Origin of the sequence: Stenotrophomonas sp. CASM101, from assembly GCF_049384845.1 — a bacterium.
Taxonomy (GTDB): Bacteria; Pseudomonadota; Gammaproteobacteria; order Xanthomonadales; family Xanthomonadaceae; genus Stenotrophomonas; species Stenotrophomonas hibiscicola.
Window position 1 is genome coordinate 97,798 of the sequence record NZ_JBMRFR010000002.1, and the last position, 12,132, is coordinate 109,929.

The following is a 12,132-nucleotide window of genomic DNA, read 5'->3' on the forward strand; positions in this document are numbered from 1 at the left end:
TGTGTATCGGTCGTGAACAAAATCTCAAGTAAGCCTGAGATGTCGCGACTTGTCAGTCGCACTAGCCGCGGACACTGCAGCTCCCTCCAGAAGCGCCCAAAGGGCGGGTTGAGGCGAAGAGTTGCCCATAGGGCGAGCGCTTGTTCGGTTTACTTCTCGGGCGTGGCCTCGATCAGCTTCACCAACTCGCGCTTCTGCTGCTTGCTTAGCGAGCCCCAGCGCAGGAGCAACTTGGCCAGCAGATCATCGTCGGTGTAAAGGAAGGCGGCGGGGATCCCCAACGCTTGGGCCAACCGCTCAGCAATCTCCAGCATGGGCTCGTGCTTGCCACGCTCGTACTGGTTGATTCGGGGGCTGGCCACGTGAGGATCCAGACCGGCCCGGATGCCCAACTCCTTCTGCGACAAACCCGTGTGCAGGCGGGCTTGTTTGAGGCGTCGAGCGAAGGTCGGTGTTGAGTCGACGGACAAAGTCACGCGCGCACCCCATGGAGACCCCATAAGGATGGCGGATCTACCCTGCCTTGCATACTAAGATATTCTTAGCTTTGAGGCAACCGGCGACACCGGTAGCGCCGCCCCCCCCCCCAGGAGCCACGCCGCTCCCTCATCCCCGGAAACCGCATGCCCGGAACCTCGTCAATGACGCCATCTGGGGTCGCCAGCATCGAGGAGTTGGGCCTTCGTGGCACCCTTTTCCTAGCCGCACTGTTAGCCGCGCAGCTACGACGCCTACCGGTGGCGCCCACACGCCGCTCCACCTTGCTGGTGCTGGACACGCTGCGAGACTTGGCCTTGATCCAAGTTCCCTGGCCAGCGGATCGATGGCAGATCCGCCCCGATGCCGAGGTCACGCCCATCGAAGATCTGCAATGGGCTTTCGCCTGGTCTACCCACGAGCGCAGGCACCTGCTCCCGGTGCTGGAAGACCAACTCGGCGATATGGCACACGATGTAGACTTGGCGGACGCGAAACTGGAGCTGTGGGATGAACTTGCACTCTGGGAGACCGAGCAGTTTCTGGAGCAGCAATTGCTCAAACATCACTTCGACCCAGGCTGGGCACGTGATGTGGGGTTCGTCTTTCAATCCGGACCGCGGGGCTTGCCGATCGCGCGGTGGCGTTACTGCTGCTGGGCGGCGGTACGCCAAGGTGCCTCGGTGGCGATGCGTCTTGGCGTGCACGACAGCGCCCATGTGCGGGAAGCCATCTTTCAGGAGGTCCAGAAGCGCCTGCGCTACCTGATGACCAGTTCGCCCGAGCAAGGCATGTTCAAGCCCTATCATTTGGCACCGGAGTCCTCAGTAGCCAAACTGTTTGTAGATTGGGTCGTCCCTATGGAATGGGCGTACTGGACAGGTGAGCGCCACCCCAGCCGCTAGCAGACAAACGAGCAGCCTCGTCAGTCGGCTCCCCCATCTTGCGCATGGCCGCGCCGAGTTTTCTTCACCGCATTTTGTGCTGGCGTCAGTTGATTCAGTAGAGGCTCTAGCGCTTCAAGACGTGCATTGGCACGCAACGCATCGGCTTCAGCGCTCTCGCGGCGCTCACGCTCCCGCGCAAGGGTGTCTTGAACTTGAGCTAGCTCGTTGCGCATGGTATCCAAGGTCTTGGCGTCAGTCTTCCAGCGCTCCTGCAGTGCCAAATAGTCCGTCGCGGTCTGGCGCAACGCCACGACCTCGCTGTGTTGGCCTTCGTGGGCCTGTCGTAGCTGGGCAAGCTCACGCTCAATCCGCCCGTGGCGCTCCAGCCATTGACCATTGTCGCGGTTCAGCACCAACAGCTCCTGATTCTTCGCGCCCAAGGCTTCATTGGCCTGACGTAAGGCTACTTGCAGCTCTTGGACCTGATGCTCGTGACGGCGAAGCTCTTGCTCACGCTGCTCTTTGGTTGAAGTGCGGTAGTGCTCAAGCGCTTCCCGGGCATGGGCATGCTTGTCCTCCAGAGAACGCGTATGCGCCTCATGATCAGCCAGCCGCACCGTCATGCCAGCGATGCGCTCGTTCAACTGGGCGATTTCCGCGATCCTGTCACCTAGATTCTGTTGAAGGAGGGCGTGAGCAGCTTGCTCTTGGTGCAGGCTTGCTTCGGTGCGCTGCAGCCGACTGCTCAAGGCGGCAGCCTCCTCTTGGGCACCGGAAAGCGCCTGTTGCCGACTGTGGAGCTCAGCCTGATGGCGCTCACGCTCCTGGGTGAGGATGGCCTCTGCTTCCTCCTGGAGCCGCGAGGCCAAGCGCGCAACCAAGTCCTGCAAAGCATCACTAACGGCTACCGTCCTCGCCGGACCGCCGCCTTCCTCTCCTTCCAGTTCACGCAAGTAGCGGTGGATCGTGGTCTTGGAGCCCGTGTTGCCCAAGGCCACTCGCACCGCGTCGACTGACGGCTTCTTGCCTTGGGCCAGCAGCGCGTCGCGCGCCTTCTGGATGTCACTCTTATAGAGTCCTGCGCGCGCCATCGTGCCACCTCACTTTATTTCGTAATGTATTACATACCATGTAATTACATACTATTAAAGCAGGTAGACGACCGCTCGTCGGCGAAAATAGTTATACGGGATAATATTGAATTATCCCGCGTAAGGCGGATTCTGACCCTTCCCCGCGTCCCAAGCAGTACGAAACCGCCCAGGGCCGGCGATCGCTGGGTAGTATGGCCCAGAGCGGAAAGGAGGCCAGCCAGGGTGCAGGCAGGCTCCGCCACCGAGCCCGTTGGCCATCAAAGGACTGTGCATGCCGATCGAACGTATCGTCATCGACAACTTCAAGTCGTTTCGCCATCTGGACCTGCCCCTCAATGCCCACATGAACCTGGTGGTGGGCGACAACGAGGTCGGTAAATCCACCCTGCTGGAGGCCATCCACGCGGTGGTCACCGGCCAGCTGCATGGGCGCAATCTTGCCTACGAGCTCACGCCCTACCTGTTCCACCAGCCCATGGTGCAGGAGTACTTGGGAGCGCTTGCCACGGGCACGCCGGCCTCGCCGCCACGGATCTCCATCGAAGCCTATTTGGGCGCCGACGCCGCGCTGGCGTCGTTACGCGGCACCAACAACTCCCTGCGTCTGGATACCGCCGGCATCCGGCTGCTGGTCGAGCTCAACGACGACTACCGCGAGGAGTTCAACGCCTACCTGCAGCAGCACCAGGGCGCGGTCAGCCTGCCGGTGGAGTACTACACGGTGCGCTGGTACTCCTTCGCCAACAATGGCGTCACCGCCCGTAGTATTCCGTTCGACTCGACCATCATCGACACGCACGGCATCAAGACCTTGTCCGGTGCCGATCGCTATATCGCCGGCATCATCGAGCAGGCACTGACGCCTGCGCAGCGCGTCTCGCTGTCGCTGAGCTTCCGCCGCATGCGGCAGAGCTTTTCCGAAGAAGCGGATGTGGCAGCGATCAATGCCTACTTGACCGAGCACACCGGGGACATCAGCCACAGGGCATTGACGGTAGGCGTGGACACATCGCCGCGCTCAACGTGGGAAACCAGCCTGTCACCCTACCTGGATGAGCTCCCGTTCACCCAGGCCGGCAAGGGCGAGCAAAGCGCGGTGAAGATGAAGCTGGCGATGCACGCGGCCGGCGCGGCTCACGTGCTGCTGATCGAGGAGCCGGAGAACCATCTGTCCTATTCCAGCATGACCCAGCTGATCGACAAGATTGCGGCCCTCTCCACCGCCCAGCAGGTGATCATCGCCACCCACAGCAGCTTCGTGTTGAACAAGCTGGGCGTGGACAACGTGATCCTGTTCAGCGCGCAAGGCCAGATGAAGCTGGACCAGCTGCCCAGCGATACCCACGACTATTTCATGAAGCTGCCGGGCCACGACACGCTGCGGTTGATCCTGGCCAAGCAGGCGATCCTGGTGGAAGGCCCTTCCGACGAACTGATCGTGCAGCGTGCCTACAGTGACCATCACGGCGTGGCGCCGATGGCTCACGGCGTAGACATCATTTCGGTCAAGTCGTTGGCATTCAAACGCTTCTTGCAGATTGCCGATCGACTGAGGATTCAGGCCAAGGTGATCACCGACAACGACGGTGATATCGCAGTTGTGCAAGAGCGCTATGCCGAGCACATCAACGCGATCTATTACGATTCCGACGAGAGCGCCCCTTCGCTGGAAGAGCAGCTGATCAAAGCCAACTCGCTGGCCGAACTCAATACCGTGCTGGGCAAGGCCTTTGCCGATGAGGTGGCGCTGCTCAAGTACATGAAGGGCCATAAGACCGATACGGCCTTGGCGATTTTCAATAGCCCGCACTCGATCAGGTTCCCGGACTATGTCCAGCGTGCCATCACCTAACCGGGTCCTGCTCTCGGCAGCCGGCTCGGGCAAGACCACGTTGCTGGTCCGGCAGGCCTTGGAGCGACCTGGGCGCCGCATCGCGATTGTCACCTACACGCTGGAAAACCTGGAAGAGATCCGGCGCTCGTTTGAGGCCCACGCAGGCGCGGTCCCCGCGCATGTCACCTTGCACAGCTGGTATGGCTTTCTGCTGCGCCAGTGCATTCGCCCGTACCAAGCTGCGCTTTGCCCTGAGCCTCGCATCGAGACCATCCTGTTCGTAGAAGGTGTCACCAACAACCGCGCCCCACGCACCCAGGTGGCGCGCCACTACCTGGCGGGCAACCGGATGTATTCGGACCGAGCGGCCGATTTCGCTGTGCGCTGCGATGAGCTGACCCAAGGCCAGGTCGTGGCGCGATTGGCGGCGATGTACGACGAGCTCTACATCGACGAAGTCCAGGATCTGGCCGGCTTTGATCTGGATCTGGTCGAACGGCTGTTGAAGAGCGAGATTGCCATCACGTTGGTAGGCGATACGCGCCAAGCCACGTATGCCACCAACTATGCGCAAAGGTACAGCCAATACCGTGGTCCGAATCTGGCAGCGCTGTTTCAGATTTGGGAGGCCGACGGCTTATGCCGGCTGGATCACCGCCTCACCAGTCTGCGCTGCGTCCAGGCCCTGTGCGATATGGCTGACACGCTCTATCCGCAGATGCCGCGGACCCAATCAGGCAATGGCGAGGTCACCGGACACGATGGCATCTACCTCGTCGCTCCAGGGGATGTGGCCGCGTACATGCAGGAGTTCGCCCCCACCGTGCTCCGGCATGACCGGCGGCAGGCGTGCGACGGACTGCCGGCGGTGAACTTTGGGCAGTGCAAGGGCCGCACCTACAGTCGGGTCCTCATCTTTCCGAACGGGCCGTTGACGCAGTACCTGCGCACGGCCGATGCAGCGCGTATCACCGCGCCGCCGAAATACTACGTGGCCTTCACCCGGGCGCGGCAAAGCGTGGCCTTTGTGTATGCCGGCGCGTGCGCGTTGCCGGGTCATCAGCTCTATGCGCCTGCCAGCGCAGACGCATAGAGCCAGGGGCTGCGATCACATCTTCTTTAACGGCGCCGCGGTGGGCGGCGGCGGTACCGGGCCCGGGTCGTTGAAACACAGCATGATCTGATCGATGCCGAATTGATCGGCCAGGACCTGGGCAATCACAGCATGCACCAGGTCCAGGTCGACCGAGGGCGCCGCGACCGTGATGGTGGCCGCGATCGCACGGCCATGCTCACCGGCGACCAGGCGCAGGTCGTCCACCGCTTTCACGCCCGGGTCGGTAAACATCGCCGCACGGACCTGTTCCAGGTTGAGCTCGTTCATGGGGACTCCAAAGCAGTGCTACCGGCGCGGGGAGCTCGGTCGCGATGCAGCCAACGATAGAGCACCGGCAGCACCAACAAGGTCAATGCGGTGGATGAGACGATGCCGCCGATGACGACAGTGGCCAGCGGCCGCTGCACTTCCGAGCCAGCACCGACATTCAAGGCCATGGGTAGGAAGCCCAGCGAGGCTACCAGGGCGGTCATCAACACCGGTCGCAGGCGTCCAAGGGCGCCGTCGCGCACAGCGTCGTCTAGCGGATCGCCCTGTTCGCGCAGACGGCGGATGAAGGCGATCATGACCAGCCCGTTGAGTACGGCCACGCCCGACAGCGCGATGAAGCCCACACCGGCAGAGATCGACAACGGAATCCCGCGCAGAGCCAGTGCCAGCACACCGCCGGTCAGCGCCAGCGGCACGCCACTGAACACAATGGCCGCATCCTTGGCCGAGCCGAAGGCCATGAATAGCAGAGCGAAGATCAACGCCAGTGTCACCGGAACGACCACGCCCAGGCGTTGGGTGGCCGAGATCAGCTGCTCGAAGGTGCCGCCGTAATCGATCCAGTAGCCCTCTGGAAGCGCGGCATCCTGGCCGATGCGTGTGCGCAACTCGCCGACGAACCCGCCCAGATCGCGCTCGCGCACGTTGGCGGTGATCACCACGCGGCGCTTGCCGTTCTCGCGGTTGATCTGATTGGGCCCGCGCTCTACCTGGATCTTCGCCACTTCCCGCAGCGGCACCGTGCGAGGCCCCCCATTGGCGCCGGCGGCCAGACGGCTGGACTCATCGACACTGGTGCTTGCCGGCAGCGGAATGGGCAGATCTGCCAGCACAGCGGGGTCTTGGCGCTGCGCTTCGGGCAGGCGCACGACCAGGTCGAAGCGGCGGTCGCCCTCGATCAACTGGCCGGCAACACTGCCCCCAATGGCGGTGGCCACCGTTTCCTGCACATCGCCCGGGTTCAGGCCATACCGTGCCAATGCCGCCGGATCTGGCGTGATGGTCAGCAGCGGCAGGCCGGAGACCTGCTCGGCCTTGACGTCTTCGGCGCCGGGGACGCTACGCATGACCCGCTCGACCCGGCTGGCCAGGCGCGTCAACTGGTCAAGGTTGTCGCCGTAGACCTTGACCGCCACGTCCGAACGGACGCCGGAGATCAACTCGTTGGTGCGCATCTGGATGGGCTGGGTGAACTCGTAGTTGCTGCCCGGGATTTCCTTGGCCGCCGCCTCCAGCTCTTCCACCAGCTCGGCCTTGGGCTTGCGCGGGTCGGGCCACTGGTCGCGGGGCTTGAGCATCAGGAAGGTGTCGGCCATCGACGGCGGCATAGGATCGGTGGCCACCTCGGCGGTGCCGATCTTTGAGAAGATGTTGGCCACCTCCGGGAACTGGGCCAGGCGCTTCTCCAGCGTTTCCTGCATGGCCACCGACTGCTCCAAGCTGGTGCCGGGAATACGCATGGGCTGCAAGGTGATGTCGCCCTCATCCAGGCTCGGCACGAACTCCGAACCCAAGCGGGTGGCCAGCACGCCACAGCCCACCACCAGCACGGCCGCGCCGGCCAGCACCACCACGCGCCGACGCAGGGCCCAATCCAGCAGCGGCGTATAACGGGCACGCGACCAGCGCATCAGGCGGTTGTCGTGCTCAGCCACACGGCCGCGCAGGAAGCTGGCGATCGCCGCCGGCACGAAGGTCAGCGACAACACCATGGCGCCGGTCAGGGCCAGCACCACCGTGATCGCCATCGGGTGGAACATTTTTCCTTCTACCCCGGACAGCGCGAAGATCGGCAGGTAGACCGCGGCGATGATGCCCAGGCCAAACAGGCTGGGACGGATCACCTCGGCGGTGGCCGAGGCGGTCAGGTCATAGCGCTCTTCATCGTTGAGCTGGCGGCCCAGCGCGTGCTGCGCCTCGCCGAACCGGCGCAGACAGTTCTCGATGATGATCACCGCCCCGTCCACGATCAGGCCGAAGTCCAGCGCGCCCAGGCTCATCAGGTTGCCCGACACGCCGCCACGCACCATGCCGATGATGGTGAACAGCATCGCCAACGGGATCACCGCCGCGGTGATCAACGAGGCGCGCACATTGCCCAGCAGCAGGAACAGCACCACCACCACCAGCAGCGCGCCCTCGATCAGGTTCTTGGACACCGTGCCGATGGTGCGATCCACCAGCGCGGTGCGGTCATAGACGGCCTTGGCATGGACGCCGGCAGGCAGGCTGGCGTTGGCGGCATCCAGCTTGGCCGCGGCCGCCTGGGAGACTTCCCGGCTGTTGGCGCCGAACAACATGAAGGCGGTACCGACCACGACCTCGTGGCCATTCTGGGTGGCCGCGCCCGTGCGCAGCTCCTTGCCTTCGCCCACGCTAGCGACGTCGCGCACCCGAATGGGCACGCCATCGCGCCGGTCCAGCACGATGTTGCCGATTGCCTCCAGATTGGCTAGCTGGCCCGGCACGCGCACCAGGAACTGCTGTCCGTTGCGCTCGATGTAGCCGGCGCCGATGTTCTGGTTGTTGCGCATGACCGCGGCGACCACGTCGTTCAACGTGAAGCCCAGCGCCACCAACTGAGCTGGATCGGGAGTGATGTGGATCTGCCGCTCGAAGCCGCCGATGGTGTTGACCTCGGTGACGCCGGGCGTGGTGCGCAGCTGCGGCCGGATCACCCAGTCCTGCAGGGTGCGCAGGTCCGTGGCCGTGTACGGGGTGCCGTCGGGCTTGCGAGCGTTGGGCTCGGCCTCCACGGTGTACATGAAGATCTCGCCCAACCCGGTGGAGATCGGCCCCATTTCCGGGTCCAACCCTTCGGGAAGCTGGGAGGCGATCTGCTGCAGGCGCTCGGCGACCTGCTGGCGGGCAAAGTACAGGTCGGTGCCGTCCTTGAAGACGACGGTGACCTGCGAAAGCCCGTAGCGCGACAGCGAGCGGCTGTAGTCCAGCTTGGGCAGACCGGCCATGGCCGTTTCGATGGCAAAGGTGACCCGTTGTTCGGCCTCCAGCGGCGAGTAACCCGGGGCCTGGGTGTTGATCTGGACCTGGACGTTGGTGATGTCGGGTGTGGCGTCAATGGAAAGGTGACGGTAGCTCCACACGCCCAGCGCAACCAGCGCAGCGGTGAGCACTAGCGTCAGCCAGCGATGGCGGATGGACAGCCCAATGAGGCGTTCGAGCATGGCGGGCCTCATTCTTCTTCCACGGTGGACTTTTCGATGTCGGCCTTGATCAGGAAGCTTTGGGCCACCACCATCTGTTCACCGGCCTTGAGGCCTTCCAGCACTTCGGCGCGTTCGGCGTCGCGGCGCCCCAGCTTCACCGGCCGGGTGTGGTAGGTTTCGCCCTGCTGCACGTAGACCACGTCCTGGTCTTCTGCGGTCTGCAGCGCCGTGATCGGCACCACCAACGCTGCCGATTGGCGATCCACGGTGACCCGCGCCTTGACCGCCGACCCCGGCCGCCACAGGCCATCGGTGTTGGCCACCGTGCCGCGCGCAATGGTGCTTTGGCTGGCGGTGGCGGTGCCGGGCAGGACGCGCTCCAAGGTGGTCTGTGCGGTGACGCCATCGCTCAAGCGGGTAACCGTCACCGGCACGCCAGCACCGATGTGCTGGGCGTCGGCGCCGAAGATGTGCAGGTCCACCCACAGCGTGGACAGGTCGGCGACCTCAAACAGCGGCGCGCCCTCAGCGGCGGCCATGCCTACGGCGGCCGTGCGCGCCATGACCACGCCACTGATCGGCGCGGTGACGGTATAGGTGGTCAGGCTCAGGTTGCTCTCTACCGTGGCCAGTGCCTGGCCGGCCCGTACCTGATCACCCACGCCCGCACGCACGGAGCGGACCGGTCCGGGGAAGCGTGCCGTGACCTGCGCGATGCGACCGTCAATCGGGGTCAACAGCCCTTGCACCTCATGCTCGTCAGCAATCTCACCGGGGCCTGCCGGTGCGACCTGGATACCCGCTGCCTGCGCAGCTTTGGCGGCAATCTTGGTTTCCAGCGGCGCTTCCTCGTGCTCGCCGTGCTCTTCGCCCTCAGCGGCGGCGCCGCCTTCGGACGCTTCGTTGGGGGCCGACGCGTTGCAGGCGGCCAGCATCATCAGGGCCATGCCCAGTGCGGTCCAGGAAAAGCGATTCATGGGGTCTCTCCGGTGGAAGCAGCCGCCGGCGGCGCGACAAGCGCCTGGCCGGTCAGGCGTTGAATTTCGATCAGGGCGCGCTGCGCATCGAGCGCCACGTCCAGCTGCTGCTGGGCCATGGCCGTGCGTTCGGACTGCAGCTGTGCCCATTCCAGGTAGCTGATCGCGCCGGCGCGATAGGCGCGCTCGGCGGCCTGCTCAGCCCGGGCCAACTTCGGCAGCACCTCGCCTTGCAGCCGTGCCACCTCGGCCTGCGCCACGGTGTAGCGACCATGGGCTTCGACCAGCGTGGAATACAGCGACAGGCCCTTGGCCTCGCGCTCGATCGTCAGAACCTCCAGCTCGGCTTCGCCGGCGCGGATCTCCGGCTGCGCGCGGCTGCGGCTGCCCAGTGGCATGGACAGGCTGGCCACCAGCGCGGTGTCGTCAGTCTCCTGCAGGCGGCGCACGCCCAGCTGCCACGACAAGTCCGGCGAGGCCGCCGAACGCGCCAGCTGCAGTCGTGCCTGCGCGATCCGGCGGGCATCGGCAAACTGCGCCAACTCGGGAGTGCGCTCCAATTCCTCGGCCAGCGACTGCATGGACGCGATCGCCGGCAGGGTCATGGGATCCGCCGCGACCACCTCGAAGCTCGGAGCACGTTCGCCCCAGAGGGCAGCAAGGTGCTGCCGGGCGGCAATGCGCTGCTGCTCGGCCCGATCACGGGTCAATTCTGCTCTCGCCAGTGCTGCTTGTGCGGTGAGCATCACCGATTCGGGAGACGCGCCAGCCTGCAGGCGCTGCCGGGCAGCGGCGACGGTCCGCTGGCGCTGGCCGACATCCATGTTCGCCAGGCTGCGTTGCCGGTCGGCACCGACAACGGCCAAATAGCGCTGCGCCGTCTCGGCGAGCAGGTCCAGCCGCCCGGTCTCGCGCTGCACGGCCAGTGCATCAATCCGGCTTTGGGCCAAGGTGCGGCGGGCGTCGAGCTTGCCGCCGCGCTCCAGGACCGAGCTCAGGCTCAAGGTCAACTCCGCGCTGTCCAGGCCACGGGCCGCGCCCGTGCCCAGCGCATTTTCAACCTCCGCCCCCAACGTCCACGGTGGCCGCTGCACGGCCTGGTCGCGCTCGGCAGCGAGCACCGTGGCTCGCGCATCGACCAGGCGCAGCTCGGGGTGGGTTTGGGCCACGCGTGCAAACGCGTCGTCCAAGGTCATCAGCTCTTCTGCTGTCGCCGGCGTTGCCGCCGCGCTCAACAGTAGCCACGCGGCCAGGGCCGCCAATCGCACATGCATGAAGTACTCCAGAATTTTCGATAGCCAACAGGGATCCGGCGCACGCCGGCGCGCATCACCCTGCGATCGGCGGCCGGAACGGCGCGAGCAGGTGCTCATGCCGATATCTGTCCGCATGGGCTGTCGCCGACGGCCAATGCCGGCCGATATGAGCAATGGCCAACACTATTTCTGGAGCCGGCGCGGCCTGGCTACAGCACAGCACCAGCTGCTGTAGCCGGTGCAGCGCGGCGTCTACGCCACGCTCGGAAGCTGGTGATGCCACTGCCGGGTCATGGTCGGCCGCGGCCAGATGGGTTTGAGCATGGAGCTCGCCAACCACTGCCAGCACCGGCTGCGTCACAAGGCCCACGGCCAAGTGCGCCAGCAGCAGCCAGCGCAGGCCACAGCTCAGCCGGCCAAGCGCTGTCATGCAGGCGTTTTGCGCGCGTCGGCACGCGCCCGGCGAGCATCACCCAAGATCTCGAAAGCCTCCTTGATCACATACAGGCCGATCAGGGCGCCGATCACGAAATCCGGGTAGGGGCTGGCCAGCCACCACACCAACAGGCCGGCCAGAATCACCCCAACGTTGGCCACCACATCGGCGCGGGTAAACAGCCAGGTCGCTCGCAGATGCACTTCGCCAGACTTCAAGGGGGCGAGCATACGGAGCACCTTCAGGTTCACGGCCAGCGAGACCAGAGCGGTACCGATCATCCAACCGCTGACCGGCTCGGCGCCGTACATCACCCGGCGGCCGACTTCGACCAGCACGCCTACGCCCAGCACCAGCAGCACGCTGCCACTGACCCACGCGGCGTTGGCCTTGAAGCGCGCCGTGCGCCCGATAGCGACCAGGCCAATGGCATAGGCGGTGGCGTCAGACAGCATGTCCAGCGCGTCAGCCAGCAGCCCGGTGGAATGGGCAATCCAGCCGGCAATGCCGCCGATCACGGCCATCGCTGCATTCAGGACCAAGGCGATCCAGAGGATGCGTCGCTCCTCCTTGTTCTTGGCTTCGTGGTGGCACCCGCAATCACTCATGTCTTGGTC

The 12,132-nt window shown here is 64.7% G+C and carries 11 protein-coding genes; 3 read left to right on the forward strand and 8 right to left on the reverse strand.

All coding sequences use genetic code 11. The annotated features are described in order from the left end of the window. Positions 1-149 precede the first annotated feature (149 nt). Positions 150-500, reverse strand: coding sequence for a helix-turn-helix domain-containing protein (locus VG543_RS04435; protein ID WP_043033515.1), 351 nt, complete (start codon positions 498-500; stop codon positions 150-152). A 123-nt stretch (positions 501-623) separates the two neighbouring features. Between VG543_RS04435 and VG543_RS04440 the strand changes: the two genes are divergently transcribed. Beyond that, on the forward strand, positions 624-1,382 hold the full coding sequence (locus tag VG543_RS04440; protein ID WP_223224790.1) for a hypothetical protein: 759 nt from the start codon (positions 624-626) through the stop codon (positions 1,380-1,382). A 20-nt stretch (positions 1,383-1,402) separates the two neighbouring features. On the opposite strand, the gene VG543_RS04445 is transcribed toward VG543_RS04440, so the two are convergent. Next, entirely contained in the window at positions 1,403-2,455 is a 1,053-nt protein-coding gene (locus VG543_RS04445; protein ID WP_024956871.1) for a DNA-binding protein, read from the reverse strand. A 274-nt stretch (positions 2,456-2,729) separates the two neighbouring features. On the opposite strand from VG543_RS04445, the gene VG543_RS04450 reads away from it, so the two are divergent. Next, positions 2,730-4,310 carry an ATP-dependent nuclease gene (locus VG543_RS04450; RefSeq protein ID WP_021201904.1) on the forward strand — a complete coding sequence of 527 codons (1,581 nt, stop codon included), beginning with the start codon at positions 2,730-2,732 and terminating at the stop codon, positions 4,308-4,310. Further along, entirely contained in the window at positions 4,288-5,385 is a 1,098-nt protein-coding gene (locus VG543_RS04455; protein WP_012480224.1) for a UvrD-helicase domain-containing protein, read from the forward strand. The genes VG543_RS04450 and VG543_RS04455 overlap by 23 nt, the downstream gene beginning before the upstream one ends. 15 nt (positions 5,386-5,400) lie before the next feature. Here the strand turns inward: VG543_RS04455 and VG543_RS04460 are convergent, their stop codons facing one another. The 6 genes from VG543_RS04460 to VG543_RS04485 are packed head-to-tail and all read right to left on the reverse strand — an operon-like array spanning position 5,401 to position 12,123. After that, positions 5,401-5,676: a hypothetical protein gene (locus tag VG543_RS04460; RefSeq protein WP_019184735.1), complete on the reverse strand. Its 276-nt coding sequence runs from the start codon at positions 5,674-5,676 to the stop codon at positions 5,401-5,403. Further along, a complete protein-coding gene (locus VG543_RS04465) occupies positions 5,673-8,864 on the reverse strand; it encodes an efflux RND transporter permease subunit (protein WP_021201905.1) in 3,192 nt (1,063 codons plus the stop codon). The genes VG543_RS04460 and VG543_RS04465 overlap by 4 nt, the downstream gene beginning before the upstream one ends. A gap of 8 nt (positions 8,865-8,872) precedes the next feature. Next, complete coding sequence (locus VG543_RS04470; RefSeq protein ID WP_024956870.1) at positions 8,873-9,823, reverse strand: efflux RND transporter periplasmic adaptor subunit; 951 nt, start codon at positions 9,821-9,823, stop codon at positions 8,873-8,875. After that, complete coding sequence (locus VG543_RS04475) at positions 9,820-11,097, reverse strand: TolC family protein (RefSeq protein WP_024956869.1); 1,278 nt, start codon at positions 11,095-11,097, stop codon at positions 9,820-9,822. The genes VG543_RS04470 and VG543_RS04475 overlap by 4 nt, the downstream gene beginning before the upstream one ends. Before the next feature lie 55 nt (positions 11,098-11,152). Next, complete coding sequence (locus VG543_RS04480) at positions 11,153-11,509, reverse strand: hypothetical protein (protein WP_012480228.1); 357 nt, start codon at positions 11,507-11,509, stop codon at positions 11,153-11,155. Next, the gene (locus VG543_RS04485) at positions 11,506-12,123 is read right to left on the reverse strand and encodes a cation transporter (RefSeq protein ID WP_005413376.1); all 618 of its coding nucleotides are present in this window, start codon (positions 12,121-12,123) and stop codon (positions 11,506-11,508) included. The genes VG543_RS04480 and VG543_RS04485 overlap by 4 nt, the downstream gene beginning before the upstream one ends. Positions 12,124-12,132 lie beyond the last annotated feature (9 nt).

What these genes read in the sequence shown, in the direction of transcription:
- VG543_RS04475 (WP_024956869.1), bottom strand. Translation starts at nt 11,097, where the DNA reads ATGCATGTGCGATTGGCGGCCCTGGCCGCGTGGCTACTGTTGAGCGCG.
- VG543_RS04465 (WP_021201905.1), bottom strand. Translation starts at nt 8,864, where the DNA reads ATGCTCGAACGCCTCATTGGGCTGTCCATCCGCCATCGCTGGCTGACG.
- VG543_RS04485 (WP_005413376.1), bottom strand. Translation starts at nt 12,123, where the DNA reads ATGAGTGATTGCGGGTGCCACCACGAAGCCAAGAACAAGGAGGAGCGA.
- VG543_RS04450 (WP_021201904.1), top strand. Translation starts at nt 2,730, where the DNA reads ATGCCGATCGAACGTATCGTCATCGACAACTTCAAGTCGTTTCGCCAT.
- VG543_RS04480 (WP_012480228.1), bottom strand. Translation starts at nt 11,509, where the DNA reads ATGACAGCGCTTGGCCGGCTGAGCTGTGGCCTGCGCTGGCTGCTGCTG.
- VG543_RS04455 (WP_012480224.1), top strand. Translation starts at nt 4,288, where the DNA reads ATGTCCAGCGTGCCATCACCTAACCGGGTCCTGCTCTCGGCAGCCGGC.
- VG543_RS04440 (WP_223224790.1), top strand. Translation starts at nt 624, where the DNA reads ATGCCCGGAACCTCGTCAATGACGCCATCTGGGGTCGCCAGCATCGAG.
- VG543_RS04460 (WP_019184735.1), bottom strand. Translation starts at nt 5,676, where the DNA reads ATGAACGAGCTCAACCTGGAACAGGTCCGTGCGGCGATGTTTACCGAC.
- VG543_RS04445 (WP_024956871.1), bottom strand. Translation starts at nt 2,455, where the DNA reads ATGGCGCGCGCAGGACTCTATAAGAGTGACATCCAGAAGGCGCGCGAC.
- VG543_RS04470 (WP_024956870.1), bottom strand. Translation starts at nt 9,823, where the DNA reads ATGAATCGCTTTTCCTGGACCGCACTGGGCATGGCCCTGATGATGCTG.
- VG543_RS04435 (WP_043033515.1), bottom strand. Translation starts at nt 500, where the DNA reads ATGGGGTCTCCATGGGGTGCGCGCGTGACTTTGTCCGTCGACTCAACA.